The following is a 19,935-nucleotide window of genomic DNA, read 5'->3' on the forward strand; positions in this document are numbered from 1 at the left end:
CTGAACAAAAAATAAAACACTGAGGGCACTGAAAAAATCAGGGCGGATGCACTTCCTGCAAGCGGAGCGATAATGCAATTCCTGCAAGTCCCAAAGGGACGATACTGCAAGCGAAGCGATACTGCCTCCGTTTGACTCCGCTCTAATCCGTCTGCAGCTAAAAATTCCTTTCATCATCTCATATCCCCTCTACAAACTTAATACAACCAATTATACAAAATCCATTGCAGATGTCAAATCTAAAATTCTCAAAATTTCTTCTACTATGATGTCATATTCAAACAAACCATTAAGTCAATATGTAAAGTGTCTGAATCATCTCCAGTTTTATTCAAATTATTTTTATCTTTTAAACAGCCAATTGGGAAATATAAAAATAACACGAGGATATAAATGAAGGGCTTACTCGGCTTTTAAATATTTGCAGACCAAGGTCTGCCACTACAATAAACAATTTTTTATAGTGGGCGAGCTTGCTCGCCTTTAGCAGAGTAAACTCTGCTACTACAGATAATCATTTTATCCCGTAGTTGTCGAGCTTGCTTGACAACTTACAGCCCAAACCCCGAAATGGGTGTATCGCAATTTAAAATGTCGCCAATTTGTAGCGGTTTGACCCGTGATTTGCATCAGGGTAAGTTTATCAAACATTATCAAATTGCATCCCTTTTTAATTCTTTTGACCCATAAATGCGATTGCTACAGTGGTTATGACACATGCTCTGAAGGTTTGTCCTGCGATTATTTTATATAAAAATCATACGCAGGCTGAAGTTTGCGGCTCCGAGATGGGGACTGATGAAAATCGGAGGCGGATAGTTATAATTGTGGATAGAGAAATTTTATGATAACGATTATTAATGCTGTATAGATTGCGGACCCGAGGTCATCCAGCATAATGCCCCAGGCACCAGGAAGTCTTTCCATCTGTCTTAGCGGCGGTGGTTTTATGACATCAAAAATCCTGAATAAAACAAATGCAATAACAAGTGGCAAAATTCTTTTCGGCACAAAATACAAAGGTAAAAGCAGTGTTGCGTATTCATCAACCACTATTTTCCGCGGGTCTTTACCCCATTCTTTTACAAATTCCTGACTAATTATCAAACCCCATATAAATAGATTCACAAAGACCGCCCAATAAATTAATGGAAAGTCAACGAGAAAATACCAGATTATGACACTTATTAAACAGGCAAATGTTGCTGGAGCAATTGGGATGTAACCTGTGCCGAGTCCAGTAAGAAATCCAATTTTCAAAATTTTAATCATATCAGTTTAAAAAGACACATCAGCAAACTAATGCATTCCTACAATGCAAACTCATTATCGTGCAGATGCGTTAATAATATAATTTTATTCAGAAAAGTCTTATTTTCTCTTCTGGGGAAATTTTGTTTCCCACTCAGTTACCAGTGCACAAACCACAAATGTTGAAGAATATGTTCCAAATATTAATCCGACAATGAGTGTAAACGCAAAGTCAGCAATAACCGGACCGCCAAGGAAAAATAGACAGAAGAGCGTTACAATTACGAAGAATCCTGTTAAAATGGTACGGGAAAAAGTTTCATTAATACTGGTATTTATAAGTTCCACGAATGGAATACCACGGAGTTTTTTACGGTTCTCACGAACCCGATCGGAAATGACGATAGTATCATTTATTGAATAACCCACAATCGTCAGAAGTGCTCCAACGACAACAATTGTAAATTCTCTACCAGTAAGGACCAATGCACCTATTGTAATCAAAACATCGTGGAGTATTGCAATCACCGATGCAGCGCCAAATCTAAAATCAAATCTAAACCATACATATATGCCCATTAGGAACAATGCAACAAGCACTCCAATGATTGTGTTTCTTGTTAATTCAGCACTTATCTTTGGCTCAACTGTTTCTTTTGCCCTTAAATCCAGTGGATTATCAGCAAAGTCCTTCTTCAATTGGGCGATCACATCATTGGCGAATTTATCCGGGTCAACCTTAGTGACCGAACGGATAACAAATTCATCCGTTCCTGCAAGTTTTTGAATAGATGCCTGTTCCTGTCCGATCTTCGCAAGCGAGTTTCTGATATCACTTACTTCCAGGTGTTTCTCAAATTTTACCCATACGAGTGCACCACCGGCGAAGTCAACACCGAGTTTCGGACCTTTTAAAAATATTAATAATAGCGAAATAATAACAAGAATGCCGGAGAAGATAAATCCATACTTTCTCCAGGACATAAATGGTAGGTTGGGATTTTTTATCAATTCCATGGTTATATCCTTAGCTTGCTAACTTCAAATTTATAAGTAAAGTAATCAAGAATTGTTCGGGTAACAAAAACCGCGCAGATGAGATTAGCGATTAGACCGATGATCAGAGTTAGTGCAAATCCTCTTATTGGACCGGTTCCGAAGATATAAAGTACAATGCCAGTGATAATCGTGGTAACATTGGAGTCAAAGATAGCCAGCCAGGCCCGAGAAAAACCTTGGGCGATAGCAGTGCGGACCGTTTTCCCCAAGCGCAGTTCTTCTTTTATTCGTTCAAATATCAGAATGTTTGCATCCACCGACATGGCAATTGTAAGGGCAATCCCGGCAATGCCTGGCATAGTCAAGGTCCCCCCGAATGCCGAAAGAGTACCGATCAACAAGATTACATTAAGAAGCAAAGCAAAATTTGCTACCAGACCAGTGAGGTAGTAATAAACTAACATGAACACTACCACAAATAACGAGCCAATTAACGATGCCCGAATTCCGTTGATAATTGAATCTTTCCCCAATGATGGTCCCACCGAGCGTTCTTCAACAATCTTCAGTGGAGCTGGCAGGGAGCCTGCTTTTAAAACAATCGCCAGGTCCCTTGCCTCTTCTGCTTTAAAATTTCCGGTAATTATGGCTTTACCTTGAGGTATTCTCTCCCGAATGTAAGGTGCGGATTGAACAACATCATCAAGAACAATCGCCAAACGTCTCCCAATATTCTTGCCGGTCACTGATGCAAATAATCTTGCTGCTTCTCGTCGGAATTCGATTTCTACTATCCAAGAACCTGTATATTGCAATTCAGCTCCTTGATAGGGTCGATGCTGGGCATCGCGAATCATCTCACCGCTAAGCTCAGGCTCTTTTTTAAGGAGATACAATCTCTTAATCTCTTTGCCCTGGTAATGCTCTTTGGGTCCAAAGTAAAATTGCCATTCTTTAGGAATTATTTCTTGTGCCTGAGCAATCAGCATCTTCAGTGAGTCTTCATCCCTAACATCAAAACCTAAATCGCCTTCAACGCTGAAGAGATAAGAACTGAAAGGCTCTTCGAAACCAAGGGTATCCCCTTTCGCAAGGTATGTATCGATGTTTTTTATCACATCCCGGGTCTTATCGCTTACCAATTTGAATTCCAAATGGGCGACTTTTCGGATGATATTCAAAGCGCGCTCGCGGTCCACTCCCGGCAGTTGAACAAGAATTCTTGAACTTCCTTGTTTTTCTATAACAGGTTCAAAAACCCCAAATTCATCGATTCGATTTTTTACGATTTCCAGTGCTCGATCGCGTAAATCAGAGGGTTTTTCTTTTAATCCGGTGGTATCAATTTCAAGGACCAAGTGCATTCCGCCTTTTAAATCCAACCCGAGGTGAATTGCCCTTTTGAGTAAATTATTTTCTTCTTCTTTTGACAATCCAGAAGCAGTATAAAGGCGCAGAGTTGGATAGATAGTATATAGTCCAACGATAAAAATAATTATGACCACAGCCAATCTAAAACCAATATTTCTCATCTTGCTCCTTTGATAATCCTAACCATCTCCTCAGTTGCCTGACGCATGCCTACAAAAACTGCGCGGGCAACAATGGCAAAACCGATAGAATAACTTGTTATTTCTTTTATCTCCAACAAACGGGTGATATTCTTATAATCAATACCGTGACCGGCGTGGACTTCGAAACCAGATGCATAGGCTCGCTTTGCGAAATCTCTTATTTTCACTATTAGCGATGGCGACTTGGGATTTTTAGAGTATTCATTGGTATTTATCTCAATGTATTCAGCCTGAACCTTCAGGGCTTCGTCTATCTGATTTATATCTGGGTCAATGAACAACCCTACCTTTATTCCAGCTTCTTTAAGTCGCTGAATAAATACCTTTAAATCACTGGAAAAGTTTATTAGATTAAGACCACCTTGAGTGGTTATTTCCCCTGGTGCTTCGGGAACAAGTGTCACCCGATCCGGTCGAATCTTGCAGGCAATCTCAAGCATTTCGTTGGTAACCGCCATTTCCAAATTCAATTCAGTTTTGATAATGTCTCTTAATAGACGCAAATCTCTTTCTTTGATATGTCTCCGGTCACCTCTTAAGTGAACTGTAATTCCATCTGCACCACCCAACTCCGCCTCTACAGCAGCATAAACGGGATCCGGGAATTTCTCCCTGCGTGCCTCGCGCAAGGTAGCAATATGATCAATATTAACAGAAAGTTCCATTGGAAATTATATCCATTTTTTTATTTGTGTCAACAGCATGAAAAATTTTGGTATTGACATACTTGATTGATTACATATAATCATTCCATGAATGAAGTGAAAAAATGGCATCAGGAAAAGATTTTGCTGCGGGTAGTAGAAGCATTAAGAAAGCGTGATTTTAACGCCGAATATTTCCACTCGGTTAATGAAGTAAATGACTATCTTTTAAGAAATATTCCCGTTCACGCCAGTGTTGGCATCGGTGGTTCTATGACAATTAGAGAACTTAGCATCATTGAAAAACTTGAAGAGAGAGGGAATAAAGTAATCCACCATTGGCAAAAAGGATTGACCGAAGAAACAGATAAAGAAATACGGAAAAAAGAAATGCTTGCTGATTACTATCTGACAAGTGCCAACGCAATTACGAAAAATGGTGATATCATCAACATCGATGGAATCGGAAACCGCATTGCGGCCATGGTTTATGGTCCGGATAATGTTTATATAATCGCGGGCTATAACAAGATCGTTCCTTCAATCCATGACGGTATAAAAAGGAGCAAAGAGATTGCCGCGGTAATGAATGCCAAACGTGTCAGTGCTCAAACCCCATGTGTTAATACCGGAATGTGCATTGATTGTAATGTAAAAGGGAGGATCTGTCGTGTGATCTCAATAATGCAATTTCGTCCTTGGCATACAAATATCACGGTTTTACTCGTCAACGAAACACTGGGATTCTAAAGATCTTTATCTTATGTAATATACGAGAATCTTACAACATGCTTTTTAATGCGATATCAGGTATGACTTAATTCACCATCATTCTTATCATCAACTTAAACCAGTCTGGAATTATTTTAAAAATGCAATCCTCTTTATTGAACGATTATTATTTAAATTGCAGTGCAAGATATATAAACCAGCGGGAATTTTTTTTCCGGTGTCATCCTGGCCGTTCCAAAGGATTTCGTAGGAACCGGGTTCTTGTATCTCGCTAACCAAGACTTTAATCTTTTTTCCAGTAATATCGTAAATGACGATTTCGGACAATGTTTTGAAATCCACAGTATAATTTACTTTCAATTCACTAGCAGTTGGATTAGGAAATATTTCGATAAATTCCTTTAGCAACGGAAGTGCAAGATGATTTTCATTTTCAATGCCTACATAAGGATGGACATGCGTGAATTCCCAAACCTCACCATTTCTATTGCAACCATAAACCCTTACTGTATCATCATTTCTCCCCCTGCCGATTGCAACACCGCAGGTAGCAGCAGATACCGCATCAATCACCGTATCAACCCAGGCTGACCCTGTCCAGGATACTTCAAGCAATTGTGTTCCCGAGCAGGTTACATAGACACGATTTTTTCCATCAGACTTTGTCCTGCCTAATGTGATATTATACCGACCTTCATTTCCATAAGCGGGGATTATATCCACTGTCTGCCATACCCCTGATTGGTAAGTAAATTCATATACTTTTGCCCTGGAACTTACATACAAACGATTTATTCCATCATTCCTGCCCGGACCGATCACAATACACAAAGGATTTCCATCAACTGGAGGTAAGTCTGAACGCACAAAATTAGAACCAGTCCAAGTATATTCAGCAACAGTGTATGAAGAACCCATTGAGTTGGGGAGATATAAGCGATTTATCCCATCATTCCTTCCCGGACCAACATAAGGCAGCCATTGTTGGAGATTTGCATTTTCGACTGTATCTTTATCCCAGAAGGAACCTGTCCATGAATATTCAACTGGTGGCACACCATCACCGCTTGCATAAATGCGATTTATTCCATCATTCCTTCCCGGACCAACAAATACACCATAGATTGTAGAATTTGGATTTCCAAGTGCGGTCCTAATCCATTGTGTTCCATTCCAGAAGAATTCATAAACATTTCCATCAATTTGTGTAGCATAAACACGATTGAGCCCATCATTTCTACCCTTTCCAATGTCTATACCAAGACACCAGCCTGAACCAGGCAGTATGCCAACAGTAGCACGTGTCCAACCACTCCCTGTATATGTCCATTCATAGACACGTGCATCCTCACATATTGCATAGACCCGTTGGACTCCATCATTCCTGCCATCGCCAACTCGGATCAGATTTAACACATTCGGTGCTGTTCCAACGAGTGATTTACGCCATTGCCCATAGAGGGCTATAAAAATTGATAACCCAACAAGGATTTTCGTTATCATAAGACCTCCTCGGATATATCAAATCCCTCTCCCCCTGTGGGAGAGGGCAAGGGTGAGGGGTAACCAATTTTATCACCCTCACCTTAATCCTCTCCCCTCAAGGGATAGGATAATCTTATTAAATTTCATAGCATTTTTATGTACCATAAGTGGTACCCCAACATTCCCTTGATTTAATCAGGGAGCTATTAAGCCTTATCCTATTAAAATTATTTTTACTTTTTCTCGTTACCATAAGTCTTTTAAATTGAATTCATTTCACTTTTACGAGCCTTATCGTGAAATCGCCACCTTTCAAAAAATAAACACCGGATTTAAGTGCGCTGGGCAAATAAATCACTCCATTGGTAGGTCTACAGATGCCACGATATCTACCTGACGCATCGTAGATTTCTAAAGTTTCTATACCTTCTGGAAAATCTACTTTGAATGAACAAACAACTGGATTTGGATATATCAGTGTATTAGAACAAATTTGTTTCTTTTCCGTTTCTTGAATTCCTACAAGTGGACCTTGATAAACCTGCAACCCTGCACCATAATCAGCGATATAAGTGTTATTGCCCGATACATATACTCCGTATGCCAAGTCAGGAGTAATATAATAACCAACTTCAAAAGGATTTGTCGGAATCGTTACATCAACTATTCTCAAACCAGTTTGGTAGCCGGCAATGTAAGCATAGCCACCTGAAACAAAAATATCTTCATTAAAACCGGTTAGACTGCAGAAACCTACCTGCTGGGGATTGCTGGGAATAGAGATATCAATGATTCTCAATCCTTGATACCAATCAAGGACATAGGCATAATTACCTGATACATATACACCCCAGGCATAACCGGGTATATCGCAGACACCGACTATTGAAGGTGCATATGGATTTGAAACATTTATTATCACTAAACCCATTGATGTATCTGCCACATAAGCATAATTCCCTACAACGAATACATCCTTTGCCCAACTCGGTGGCATACAGACACCTACCTCAATTGGGTTAGATGGCGTTGAGACATTGATAATTCTTAGACCCATATTCCAGTCTGCAACATAGGCATAATTGCCTGATACAAAGACACTCAATGCAATACCCGGACTTGGCCAGGAACCGAGTTCAATCGGGTTTGATGGCAGAGACACATTTATTATCCTCATTGATGTATAATCAGCAACATAGGCAATATTATTGTTCACAAACACATCCCAGGAAATTCCGGGTGTATCAAGGTATCCTGCCCTTGATGGATTATTGGGATTAGAGATATTGATTATTTGCAGTCCTGCGTAATCATCAGCAATATAAGCATAAGAACCACTCACAAAGACCTTGCGCGCATAGTTTAAGGGATTGAAATAACTTACTTCGTAAGGGTTATTCGGTGTTGATACATTAACTATTCTTAATCCGCCATAATCATCTGCCACATAGGCATAATTACCATATTGAACGACCTCGTATGAATTTCCCGGAGTATTATAATAACCAACTTCATAAGGAGATGCAGGATTGCTTATATTTATGATTCTCATCCCGGCATCAAAATTTGCCAGATATGCATAATTACCAGATACCCAGACACCCATACACCAACCCGAAGGAAAACACGAACCAACATAGTATGGATTTGACGGGTCAGAAACATTGAGAATCAAAAATCCTGCCACCATATCAGCAATATATGCATAGACACCAGAAACAAAAACATCCCAGGCAATACCCGGTGTATCATAACTTCCAACCTGATATGGATTTGACGGATCAGCAATATTGAGTATAATCAATCCACCCATATCATAGTCTGCAATATACGCATAACTACCTGCAACTACAACTGCCATTGCAAGTCCCTGGTCCTGGTCCCAGTAGCCAACCTCAATAGGATTGGAAGGAGTTGAGACATTGACAATTCTGATACCGTTTGTCCAGTCTGCAACATAGGCATAATTGCCGTATACATAAACATCCTTTGCCCTTCCTGGTGTAATGATTGACCCTAACTTAGCAGGTGAACTCGGCGTGGTCACATCCCATATCTCCAATCCATATTTCCCACCTGCAATGTATAATCGGTTATTGAGATAAAATAAACCTTCAACAAAACCCCTTGATTTAATTTGTGAGACTTCAACTGGAGCTGAAGGGTTTGCTACATTCAAAATACTTATTCCCCCGCCTGAACCCATAAACACAAGATTTCGCGCTTGGTCTATTGCCACTGCATTTGAAGGACCAAAGGGCCAGTTTCCAATGAATCTAACATTTGATGAGTCATAGGCAAAGATAGAATTATCCCCACTCCCGATTGTTTGAAAAAAAGCAAAAAAACATAGACAGATAAAATTCATAAAACCTCCCTGCTCTAATGTAAAAAATTTTATTCAAAATATTTTACAAGTCAAGCATCCATATCAAATCAATCTTATTATCTCCTCTTCACCCTTCTTTACCCTTATTCTCCCATCTTCACCCCTTTTCTTCCTTCTTCACCCTTTCACACTAATCCTTCTATCCTCACACCTTCGGGTGATTCTACTACAAAAGAAACTTCTATTTTTAACTCTTTTTCTGGTCCCAATTCACCTTTCCAGTAATAGATACCAAGGTCCTTCTCCTGTTCAGAAGGTTCAGGTTCAAATTTCACATCCTGAATCTTCAATTCTGGACTCTGTGGAACTGGTAATTGGTCAATGAGTGTATATTTAACAGGTTTTTTATGGAAATTTTTCACAATATTTTCATAGGCAAATTCATATTTAAGAGCCTTCTTCACAAGCCCAGTCTTTTCAATGTGTGATTTTTTCTGTTTCCTTTCCACTTTTAGATGTTCGTCAACACCAAAAGAGAATACTATTTTCTCGTTCGGTGCGATTGTATCAAGATAAACCTTACCGGTCAAATCATCACCAACATAGGTGTTTCCTTCGCCACTCAAAAATAGATAGGCAGTTGTATTCTTCGCTTCCCCTTTCAAATATGCGAGCTCTGTGATTCTTGGGATAATAAAATATTCAAATTCTGCATCCAGTAGAGCATCGCAGATTTTTACTTTTTTCGCCTGTTCACCACTTCTAATCATATATTTGCCGGGTAAGGGATATCTAACAGCAATTCCAGTTTCTACCGGAGGTGCTGGTTCGTATTCAACCTTTTGGTCCATTGCTGGTGCAGATGCCAATGCTTCAGCAGACTCTGGAGGCATTGCCCTTTTTGCCTTTGCTACCGCCGGTCTTGGCACATAAATGGTTATATACCAGGGTTGTGGTTCTGGTGCAACCCCACCAATAGACGGCTGTGCGGTTGATAAAATTATCTGAGCATTATCCCAGTCTTCCCCTGTTCTCTGTTCAATCTTGGCAAAATAAGAAAGTTCAATCTTTGATTCAGAAGGATTAGCCCTTACTTCATAGTAAGTATACCAGTTTGCACCATATACTACATAACTGATTTCTATCTGTCCTTTACCTTTTGATTGCGGATAGGCATCAAAAATAATGGTCTTTTTATTCTGGGATACTGCCTGCATGTCGTTCATTTCCCTTTTCAACTCTTCCATTTTCTCTCTGAGTTCAATCCTTTTGCGCTCTATTTCGGCAATTCTCTTTTTGACATTGAAAAGTTCTTCACCAATAAAATTCAATCCTGCACGCCAGGCGTCAGGTGAAATACTTCCGGTAAAGAGTTCTTTTGAAATGGTCTGGGGGCTGCTCACCGAGATTGTGCTGAGATACTTCGCTTTTTCCTGCAGGACAACGGTCTCATCAGCAAGGGCTCTGTCTTCTATTGAGATTTCTTTAATCCTATCTTCAATTTTCTTTACATTTGGAGCCAGTTCTTTTGTATATCCAGGCTTTACCTGGACTTCACCCACTTTTATGCCCTTTGCCTTTATCCTCACTGATTCATCATCAAGAGAACCGGGAAGATTTGGAATTAAAATATCAGAACTTTCATTTAAATTGACTTCACAGGTTCTTATTACCTGAACACGGTCAGGATAAACTATGACTGTATCAATCTTTGGAAAAATTTCTATTTCTGGCATAAAACCTCCCTGTTTATATTAAATAAAATGGTAGAATGGCTCAAAAAGACTCAAGGTGTCTTTTTTTAATAAAGCATTTCTTCAACATTTGCCGTCTCCGGTGCCTCAACTGAGAATGAGCTCCTTATCTTGAATGTTTCACCTGGTTGATTGTAACCTTCCAGTAGTATATTCCGCGGTCTTTATCTTCTCCACAAGGGACATCTCGCTCTGCGCAATAATTCGCATGGGAGCTCCCTGCGATATGGGTGAAAATGGAGGGCAAGGCTTTAGCCTTGCAAAAATCTGCAAACCTGAAGGTTCGCCCTACATTAAATTCATAAATCATACAGATATTTTCCTTTATCATTCACATGAAATTTAAGAATCTGCTTATTCTTCATAAAAATATCATAACCCTGTTTTAAATTCTGCCAGAAAGACCATAAGCCCGTATCTTCTCCTGCAATCATCTTGAGCGAATCCATATTTAAACTATCCATCTGACAGGGGAAAATATAAACCATAATCTTATTCTGCCCCTGATTTTTCGTATCAAGGCATATCAGGTACAATTCTTCTATCGCCTCATTACCTATGGGAATGCATCCAATCGTCACCGCCTCACCATGAATTAAAATATCACCACCAGGGTCTCTTCTGCTACCCAGAATCTTATCCGAAGCATTCGGGTAATTTATTCGCAGCGATAAATGAAATTGTGACCTCGGATTGAAACGGGTGATATGATAAAAACCTTCTGGAATCTGCAAGTCCCCCCTTTTTCTTTTCGGACCGAGTTTTCCACTAAATGCAGTAAATTTGTATTCCCTCGCCTTCAAAAATTCTGCCCGGTCTTTTGATTCCACCCACAATTGAAGAATTTGTTCTTTTTTATATGCGGTAATCAAGACCTTCTCCGGCGGATATTCTACACCCAGACTATCAAAGAGCAAATCAATCTGTGATTGATGTTTCTCCCTTGCAGCATTAACCCGGTCTTGATTGCGCGGTTGCAATATTAGATCGCCTGTAAGGATAACAATCATCAAGGGGACAACAGAAAAACGCTTTGTTGGTAATTTCATCTTATTAGTTATTCTATTTAAAAGATGCATAAAGTCAACCAGAAAGCAAGCCCAAAATTGTATTTTTGCACAATATATGTAATCTTTTACCTATTTTTGTGCATATGTTAATCTAAATTTATGATATTTCAAGACAAATTTTTGAAAAATCAGGCACGATTATTGCCTTATATAATTATAGGAGATTTTATGCCAGCCATTAAGCAAAGAATTGAACCACAAGTTTGCACATATCTTGACCCTGAAGCGTATATGCTCATAGTTCAAGTCGTTCTCCCCGGTGCTGAAAAAGATAAAATTTGTGTTAAGGTTAAAACGGATGCAATCTTAATCAGGGCAGAAAGTGATGAAGTGGATTATTGCAAATATATCTTTTTATCAATGCGTTTGAAAAAAGCATTGAGTAAGGCTATATACGAAAATGATATTTTGCGAATAACAATTCCGGCGCAGGAGTAGAATATTTTTTAACCCCCCCCTACTATCCCCTCTCAAAAAGAAAGATTAAGGCAGATTTAATCTCTCTGTATCAATAATTCAATTATCTGCTCAGGCAAGGTATCCCGATTTGCCAATGTTACTTCAAAAATTTTTGTATCCTTCCTTTCTTTGATTCTGTCGCAGAATGGATTGGATGAGTATAGAATCGTCGCCAGCACAGGACATTTTGAATTGAGAGTCTCAATTACTACATCTCTAAATTTATGGGAATAGAGTTCCATCTTACCAATTTCATCAATTATTACAATCTTATTTTCTACGATTGCTTTCTTTATTGCATCAACACCGATATAATCAATGCACTTCAGGTCTACGCCATACTTACCCACCTTATAAGAGCTTTTTATATCCTTATGCGCCATTATACAACTATTTCCGCTTAATGTAATCAATTTAAATCCAACCCTTGTATTATTTTCTCTTATCTCTTCAGTATAAAATCCCGCACACTTATCTTTATACCTTTCTACAACCTTTTTTATAATCGTCGTCTTCCCCACCCCAGGCAGACCAGTTAGCAGAAAATTCTTTATTTCATTCATTATGCGTATAAATCACATATTTTTTAAGAACCGAAGGGGTTATATAGTGGCTCGTAACCGCCGTCTTTATGCCATACCTCTTTTCAATAAGTTTCTTTGCCCTCATAACACTATTCTTTGTTAAATACAGCCCGGTATAACCATGATAAAAACCATCTTTTTCATACTGGTAGAATGACATCGGTGAATATAATCCACCTTCAACCTTAAGCCATAAAAATTCCTCATCAGGGCGGTCATAATTTATATCTAAACCTTCAATAAGTGCGAGTATTCCATTTTTTGTTTTGCACACCCCTATATGGAGTGAAAATAACCAGATACCGGCGGTAACATTTGGGCTGATTGTATAATCCTTTATTCCCCATAAATCTTTCAAAATCTTATTAACCGCAATTGAATCTGTAAGCCGTAAATGAATTTCTTTGCCATTCTTTATATATGACTCCTTAGGTATCCTAAAATTTCCTGCATAATTATCTATCAATTTATACTGCAGGTAATTTTTAATTAAACCCCGTCGCACATTACTTTTAATCAAACTATCAAGTCTAATGACAACATTTGTAACTTTTATTGCATCTTTAACAAAATTTTCTGCACGTTCATCGCCACCATAATTATTGATATATGTGGCATTGAAATATGCTGAATTGAAATAGCATTCTTCAGTGTCAGTGGCAAAGAGAAATGTTGTAAAAAACATATTACATAAAAATGCGATACCAATAAATTCTTTGATAAAAATTTTCAGCAACATCAACAAATTATATTTATCATCCTTCAGAAAGTCAATGCAAAAATACCTTATGAACTCTGCAGTGACATCTATGCCACCCATATATCGATTCAAAATAAATCTCATCACCTGGACCGTCATTTTTTATCTATTTCACTTTTTGCAAAAGCGAAATAATCTTAGACAATTGCTCGCTAATTTCAGAAGGTTAATCGAATATTGCAAGAATGAGAATAACTCGCATATTGGTTCTTGTAATATCAACATATTGTTTTTAAACTTAGAATTCGGTCGATGCGGAAGGTTCTCTCTTCTTTTCTTTTTTCACAATATGCCCTTACTCCCAAAAATTTCTTATTCTGAAAATCAAATTCACCAACTTCATAGGGCTGGATTATCCTCTTGCTCTTTTCGTCATTGGGTTTTAAATATACAATCTCAAGTAAAGCCCCTCTGGCAATTGCATTTTCTATAATTTCAATTTTTTTCTCAAGGGATATCTCCCTTTCTGATAATTTATACTGGAAGTTCGTCAAAAATTTTACAATCTTCCAGTCGGTAAATATATGTCCTTTTTTAATCGGTTTTGACAGACTTATTCCTTCAAATGATGTGCACCTGCTCAATGCCACATAGACCTGTCCACCCGCAAATGTTCCCCGACCTAAATCAATTATCACCTTATCAAATGTCTTTCCCTGACTCTTATGAATCGTCACCGCCCAGGCAAGTTTTAATGGATATTGGGTGAACTTGCCGACTGTTTCTGATTCAATCGTCTTTGTATTCTCATTATAATAAAAATGGAAAATCTCCCAAGTAAATGGTGTAACATATTCAATATTATCATCCTGAAGCTGAACCGCTATTGTATCACACCCCTCCTTTTTACTATAGCGAACATTCAAAACCCTACCGATAGATCCATTAACCCACCTGCCCATAGAATCGTTATTTAACATCATCACCTGGGCACCGGGTTTTATCGTCAAGATATAATCGGTTGGAAAAGAATTTTTATCAAACTCACCCTCAATATCAGCAGTCCATTGATAAACCTTACCAGGCAACTTTTGGAGGCATTCTTCGTTTATCCTGTGTGCCACTTCATTAAGTGTTGTGAGATATACTACAAAGTCATTTTTTCCTTTTTTTAGTTGTGCACCAACCCGGGTATTTAAAAGTCTAATGTCCTCTTCAGTAACCGTATTGTTTCTAATTCTATTCAAAAGTTCAATAAAATTTGCATCCTTCTGGCGATACACCTTTTCCAGTTCGACAAATTCTACAGGCAAATCCTTAAATACTTTTGCATCAAAGAAATAGGCACTTTTATAATATTCGCTGAAGATTTTCTTTTCTTTAGATGTTACAACCGGCGGTAATTGATATAAATCGCCGATAAAAATCATCTGAATCCCTCCAAAAGGTTTATTTGAATCTTTACCGTTCAACCTTAAAAAATGGTCAACACAATCAAGCAAGTCAGCACGCACCATAGAGATTTCGTCGATGATTATGGCATCAAGTTCCCTGTAGATTCGGGCGTCTTCCGGTTTTAGTTTTTTGACCGTTTTAATCGTTACATCGGGTTTGAAGCCAAAAAATGAATGAATTGTTTCACCCTGGACATTGAGTGCTGCGACACCAGTTGGAGCTAAAACAACAATCTTTTTACTGGTTATGGAACGGAAATATTCTAAGAGTGTTGATTTACCTGTCCCTGCCTTACCGGTAACAAAAACATTTTTGTCTGTGTTCTCCATCAAAGCTAATGCTTTTTTAAACTCATCGTTGAATTCGATGTTAATTGAATTGCTCATGGCTTTTTTCTGTATTATTATATAAAAAATGTAGGGGTGGTCAAGAAACTAAAAGAATGATGGTTGAAGCAGTTAAAAATTAAATGATAATCAAAAATGAAAGATATGAGAGTTGAGGTGTGGTATTCCCCAATGACCCTTAAAAGACACCAATTTAAAAATTAAGATTCATTTAAAATTGATAAGAGATACTTTTTTTAAACTCATTAATTGCCCGGATCTTGATTTCACCCTGACAAGCAAATCTTATTGCTTCAATCTCGGCATAGGCAGAATTCAAAGCAGTTATAAACGGAATGTTGAGTTCCACAGCGAGGCGGCGCATGGTATAACCATCCCTTTTGGCACTATAATTCATTGTTGGGGTATTGATTATCAAGTTGATCTTACCCTGACGCATCAAATCCAGGGCATTTGGCGATTTGTGCTCACTAATACGATAAACAGTCTCAACTTCGATACCCTTTTCCTGAAGATATTGAGCAGTTCCCCGGGTGGCGACAATTTTAAATCCCAGATCCTTCAACGCCTTTGCAATCTTGACTATTTCTTCTTTGTCTTCATCGCGTACAGTGATGTAGACAGTTCCTGATTTGGCAAACTTATTATCAGCGAGGATTGCCTTATAATATGCAGCACCAAATGTTTCATCGACTGCCATCACTTCACCGGTTGATTTCATCTCCGGACCAAGTATTGGATCAACACCCGGCAATTTGAGAAATGGAAATACCGGACCTTTTACTGAAACAAAATTTAAATTTAAATCTTTAGGTAGATTTAAATCTTTAATTTTATAACCGAGCATGATTTTGGTGGCGATTTTCGCCAGAGGAATTCCAATAGTTTTTGAGACATAAGGAACCGTTCTTGATGCCCGGGGATTTGCCTCAAGGACATATATTGTGCCATTTTGAATGGCTAACTGAATATTTATCAGTCCCACAGTATTCAACACCAATGCGATATCCCGGACAATTCTTTTTATCTCCCGGATGGTTTCCTCTTGAAGATTTTGAGGTGGCATCACACAGTATGAATCCCCAGAGTGTACCCCTGCTTGCTCGATATGTTCCATGATGCCGGCGATAAAAACATCTTCGCCATCACACAAGGCATCCACATCTACTTCGATGGCATTAGCAATATATTTATCAACAAGAATTGGGTGATCTGGCGAAACTTTTACTGCCAATCGGATATATTTTTCTAATTCCTGTTCATCATAAATGATTTCCATCGCTCTCCCCCCTAACACATAACTGGGGCGGACGAGCACGGGATAACCAATCTTTTTTGCAATTTCTCGCACGTCTTCGAAACTGTAACCGGTAGCAAATGGTGGCTGGAGGAGATTGAGTTGGCGAAGAATTGTGGAAAATGCCTCCCGATCTTCAGCCTGATGCATGCTGAGTGGACTAGTACCCAAAATTTTAGTTTTTAAGCCATATTTTTTCAAAGCATGAAACAATGGCATCGCTAAATTGACCGATGTTTGCCCACCGAATTGTAATATTACTCCGTAAGGATCTTCCCGCAATATTACATGCAAAATATCTTCGAGCTTCAAGGGCTCAAAATATAATCTCGTGGAAATATCAAAATCAGTTGAGACTGTTTCGGGATTATTATTAATTATGACTGCTTCATATCCTATTTCTTTTAGAGCCAGTGCCGAATGGACGCAACAATAATCAAATTCTATCCCCTGCCCAATGCGAATTGGTCCGGAACCAATTATCAAAATATTCCTCTTGTTTTTCTTTCTTCGTTTTTTGGCTTTGGCTTCAGCCCAATAGGTAGAATAATAGTAGGGAGTATATGCCTCAAACTCACCGGCGCAGGTATCAACAATGTTATAACTCGGCAATATCTTCTGCCGAAGACGAAATTCCGTGACCTGTTCTCGGCTTAAATTGAGAATTTTACTTATGTATTCATCACTAAAACCCATTTTCTTTGCCTGCAGAAGACACAAGGACTCCATGCCGTGTTTCTTTATCGCTTTTTCCATTTTCACAATATTTTCAATTTTGGCAATAAAGAATTCGTCTACTCTTGATAAAAAAGCAATTTTTTTCCTTGAATAACCACGACGTAGGGCTTCTGCCACCGCGAAGATAAAACGATCTGTTGGTTCCTGTAACTCTCTGATTAATTCGTATTCCTTCCAGGCATCCGGTTCCAGACCAACTTTATCAATCTCTAAAGAACGAAGTGCCTTGAGGAGCGCTTCTTCAATCGTAGAACCGATCGCCATCACCTCACCCGTGGACTTCATTTGAGTGCCAATGCGCCGGTCGACCGTGGGAAATTTATCAAAAGGCCAACGCGGAATCTTGATCACCACATAGTCCAGTGCTGGTTCAAAGGCGGCGGTGGTTTTTTTAGTTATTGCGTTGGGAATCTCATCAAGATTAAACCCAACTGCAATCTTAGCACTCACTCGTGCAATAGGATAACCAGTGGCTTTAGAAGCGAGAGCTGAAGAACGGGATACCCGTGGATTCACTTCAATCACCCGATATTCCCATTTCCTTGGATTCACCGCAAACTGAATATTACATCCCCCAGCAATCTTTAACGCCCTGATTATTTTTATCGCCGAATTCCGTAAAATCTGATGTTGCTTATCAGTCAGGGTCTGGGCGGGAGCAACCACGATACTCTCGCCTGTATGTATTCCCATTGGATCAATGTTCTCCATACTGCAGATGATAATGCAATTATCGTTATTATCTCGCATGACTTCATATTCGTATTCCTTCCAACCCAGAACACTTTCTTCGATTAAGACCTGATGGATTGGAGAACGATTAAGTCCAGTAATAACCGAATCATATAATTGATCAATATCGTATACCACACTGCTCCCGGTGCCACCAAGGGTATAGGCTGGGCGGATTAACAGTGGAAAATTAAGATTTTTCACTACCGTCCGCGCTTCTTCATAATTGTGAACGGCATAACTGCATGGAATCGGTTCGCCAATCTGCTTCATCAGGTTACAAAAATATTCACGGTTTTCAGCCATCTCTATCGTCTGGAGATTAGAGCCGAGCAATTCCACTTTAAATTTTTCCAGAACGCCCTGACGTGCAAGTTCATAGGCTAAATTCAAACCAGTCTGACCGCCGAAACCAGGCAAAAGTCCCTGTGGTCTTTCTTTTTCGATTATTCGAGCAATGACCTCAGGGGTAAGAGGTTCAATATAAACAATGTCGGCAGTCTCAAGATCGGTTTGAATCGTTGCCGGATTTGAATTTACAATTATCGTTTCGTACCCTTCTTCGCGTAAGGACCGGCTGGCTTGAGAGCCGGAAAAATCAAATTCTGCGGCTTGACCGATGATAATCGGTCCGGAACCAATTATTAAAACTCGTTTAATATCCCTGCGCCCGGGCATTGATTAGCTTAAAGAATCTCTCAAAGAGAAAAGAAGTATCATGGGGTCCAGGAGCACCTTCAGGGTGGAATTGAACAGAAAAGATTGGAAGTTGATGATGACGCATCCCCTCAATCGTGCCGTCATTGAGATTTATCCAATCAAAAATCATATCCGATTTTTTGTTTTCGCCTAAAATTGCATAGCCGTGATTTTGGGCGGTAATGTAAACGCGATTAGTCTCCAAAAACTTAACTGGATGATTATAGCCCCGATGGCCAAAGGTCAATTTATAGGTCTTTAACCCCAGAGCCAAGCCGATAAGCTGATGGCCTAAGCAGATGCCGAATATTGGATATTTATTTTCAATTAATTGCTTTAAAGTCTTTACCGTTGTGTTAAGTAGCGCGGGATGGGCGGGATCACCAGGACCGTTGGATACAACAATCCCGTCAGGGTTTAACTTTTTTATGTCTTCAAGGGATATATTATAAGGCACTTGAAAAACTGATGCGTACCGGAGAAGATTATTCAAGATACTCTTTTTAACTCCGCAATCGATGAGCACAATCCGATGATTCTTCTTTCCTTTATGAAATATCACCGACTGACATGAAACTTCATGCACAAGATTTTCAGAATGAGGATGGGGTTTTTTTATTAACTGAGTCAAAAGGTTTTTTATATCGATCCTTCGTGTGGAAACAGAAAGCATTGCTTTCATGGTGCCGTAATATCTAAGTTTCAATGTAAGCTCACGAGTATCAATGTCCCAGATACAAGGAAGATGATTCTGGATTAAATAATCATCAATCCTTCTTCTGTTAGTTGAAAAAAAAGCAGGTTCTTTTATAACAAGCCCACGAATTTTAACCGCAGCGGATTCCTGAAATCTATGGTCAAAACCGTAGTTGCCAATCAGTGGATAGGTTAACAATAAAATTTGCCCAGCATAAGAAGGGTCAGTGAATGCCTCTTCATAGCCGGTCATTGAAGTATTAAAAACAATCTCTCCATATACGGTTTTGTTTGGTCCCAAGCCTTTACCCTGAAATACAGTCCCATCTTCAAGAATCAAAGTTCCTAATTTCATCCGGCTATTATAATCAAAAATTTATAAAAAGTCAA

General features: G+C 39.0%; 15 protein-coding genes. 2 read left to right on the plus strand and 13 right to left on the minus strand.

What is annotated here, in order from left to right:
• Window positions 1-819: 819 nt before the first annotated feature.
• The 4 genes from ABIL39_00595 to ABIL39_00610 form a co-directional block, all read right to left on the minus strand.
• Window positions 820-1,272 (minus strand): phosphatidylglycerophosphatase A, encoded by a 453-nt coding sequence (locus tag ABIL39_00595; protein ID MEO0164621.1) that lies wholly within the window; start codon window positions 1,270-1,272, stop codon window positions 820-822.
• 99 nt (window positions 1,273-1,371) lie between these two features.
• Window positions 1,372-2,268: a protein translocase subunit SecF gene (secF, locus tag ABIL39_00600; protein ID MEO0164622.1), complete on the minus strand. Its 897-nt coding sequence runs from the start codon at window positions 2,266-2,268 to the stop codon at window positions 1,372-1,374.
• A 2-nt stretch (window positions 2,269-2,270) separates the two neighbouring features.
• Window positions 2,271-3,782, minus strand: a complete 1,512-nt coding sequence (gene secD / locus ABIL39_00605; GenBank protein MEO0164623.1) for a protein translocase subunit SecD — start codon at window positions 3,780-3,782, stop codon at window positions 2,271-2,273.
• Entirely contained in the window at window positions 3,779-4,489 is a 711-nt protein-coding gene (locus tag ABIL39_00610; GenBank protein ID MEO0164624.1) for a pyridoxine 5'-phosphate synthase, read from the minus strand. The genes secD and ABIL39_00610 overlap by 4 nt, the downstream gene beginning before the upstream one ends.
• Window positions 4,490-4,576: 87 nt before the next feature.
• Here ABIL39_00610 and ABIL39_00615 point away from each other — a divergent pair, with 87 nt between their 5' ends.
• A complete protein-coding gene (locus tag ABIL39_00615; GenBank protein ID MEO0164625.1) occupies window positions 4,577-5,218 on the plus strand; it encodes a lactate utilization protein in 642 nt (213 codons plus the stop codon).
• 111 nt (window positions 5,219-5,329) lie between these two features.
• Here ABIL39_00615 and ABIL39_00620 read toward each other — a convergent pair whose 3' ends face one another.
• The 4 genes from ABIL39_00620 to ABIL39_00635 all read right to left on the minus strand — a co-directional run bounded on the left by ABIL39_00620 (window position 5,330) and on the right by ABIL39_00635 (window position 11,817).
• Window positions 5,330-6,703 (minus strand): T9SS type A sorting domain-containing protein, encoded by a 1,374-nt coding sequence (locus ABIL39_00620; protein MEO0164626.1) that lies wholly within the window; start codon window positions 6,701-6,703, stop codon window positions 5,330-5,332.
• Window positions 6,704-6,956: 253 nt separating this feature from the next.
• Window positions 6,957-9,053 (minus strand): T9SS type A sorting domain-containing protein, encoded by a 2,097-nt coding sequence (locus ABIL39_00625; GenBank protein MEO0164627.1) that lies wholly within the window; start codon window positions 9,051-9,053, stop codon window positions 6,957-6,959.
• Between the two features lie 146 nt (window positions 9,054-9,199).
• Window positions 9,200-10,750, minus strand: coding sequence for a DUF4139 domain-containing protein (locus ABIL39_00630; GenBank protein MEO0164628.1), 1,551 nt, complete (start codon window positions 10,748-10,750; stop codon window positions 9,200-9,202).
• Window positions 10,751-11,067: 317 nt separating this feature from the next.
• Complete coding sequence (locus ABIL39_00635; protein ID MEO0164629.1) at window positions 11,068-11,817, minus strand: L,D-transpeptidase family protein; 750 nt, start codon at window positions 11,815-11,817, stop codon at window positions 11,068-11,070.
• Window positions 11,818-12,006: 189 nt separating this feature from the next.
• Here ABIL39_00635 and ABIL39_00640 point away from each other — a divergent pair, with 189 nt between their 5' ends.
• Complete coding sequence (locus ABIL39_00640; protein ID MEO0164630.1) at window positions 12,007-12,276, plus strand: Hsp20/alpha crystallin family protein; 270 nt, start codon at window positions 12,007-12,009, stop codon at window positions 12,274-12,276.
• A 56-nt stretch (window positions 12,277-12,332) separates the two neighbouring features.
• On the opposite strand, the gene ABIL39_00645 is transcribed toward ABIL39_00640, so the two are convergent.
• From ABIL39_00645 to carA, 5 genes are all read right to left on the minus strand, one after another.
• The gene (locus ABIL39_00645; GenBank protein ID MEO0164631.1) at window positions 12,333-12,860 is read right to left on the minus strand and encodes an NTPase; all 528 of its coding nucleotides are present in this window, start codon (window positions 12,858-12,860) and stop codon (window positions 12,333-12,335) included.
• Window positions 12,853-13,620: a hypothetical protein gene (locus ABIL39_00650; protein MEO0164632.1), complete on the minus strand. Its 768-nt coding sequence runs from the start codon at window positions 13,618-13,620 to the stop codon at window positions 12,853-12,855. The genes ABIL39_00645 and ABIL39_00650 overlap by 8 nt, the downstream gene beginning before the upstream one ends.
• A gap of 239 nt (window positions 13,621-13,859) precedes the next feature.
• Window positions 13,860-15,422 (minus strand): AAA family ATPase, encoded by a 1,563-nt coding sequence (locus ABIL39_00655; protein ID MEO0164633.1) that lies wholly within the window; start codon window positions 15,420-15,422, stop codon window positions 13,860-13,862.
• A gap of 172 nt (window positions 15,423-15,594) precedes the next feature.
• Window positions 15,595-18,828, minus strand: coding sequence for a carbamoyl-phosphate synthase large subunit (carB, locus tag ABIL39_00660; protein ID MEO0164634.1), 3,234 nt, complete (start codon window positions 18,826-18,828; stop codon window positions 15,595-15,597).
• Window positions 18,806-19,900, minus strand: a complete 1,095-nt coding sequence (gene carA, locus ABIL39_00665; GenBank protein ID MEO0164635.1) for a glutamine-hydrolyzing carbamoyl-phosphate synthase small subunit — start codon at window positions 19,898-19,900, stop codon at window positions 18,806-18,808. The genes carB and carA overlap by 23 nt, the downstream gene beginning before the upstream one ends.
• Between the last annotated feature and the right edge of the window lie 35 nt (window positions 19,901-19,935).

The sequence above is a fragment of the candidate division WOR-3 bacterium genome (genome assembly GCA_039802205.1).
Classification (GTDB): Bacteria; Hydrothermota; Tepidihabitantia; order SM23-42; family JAOAFX01; genus JAOAFX01.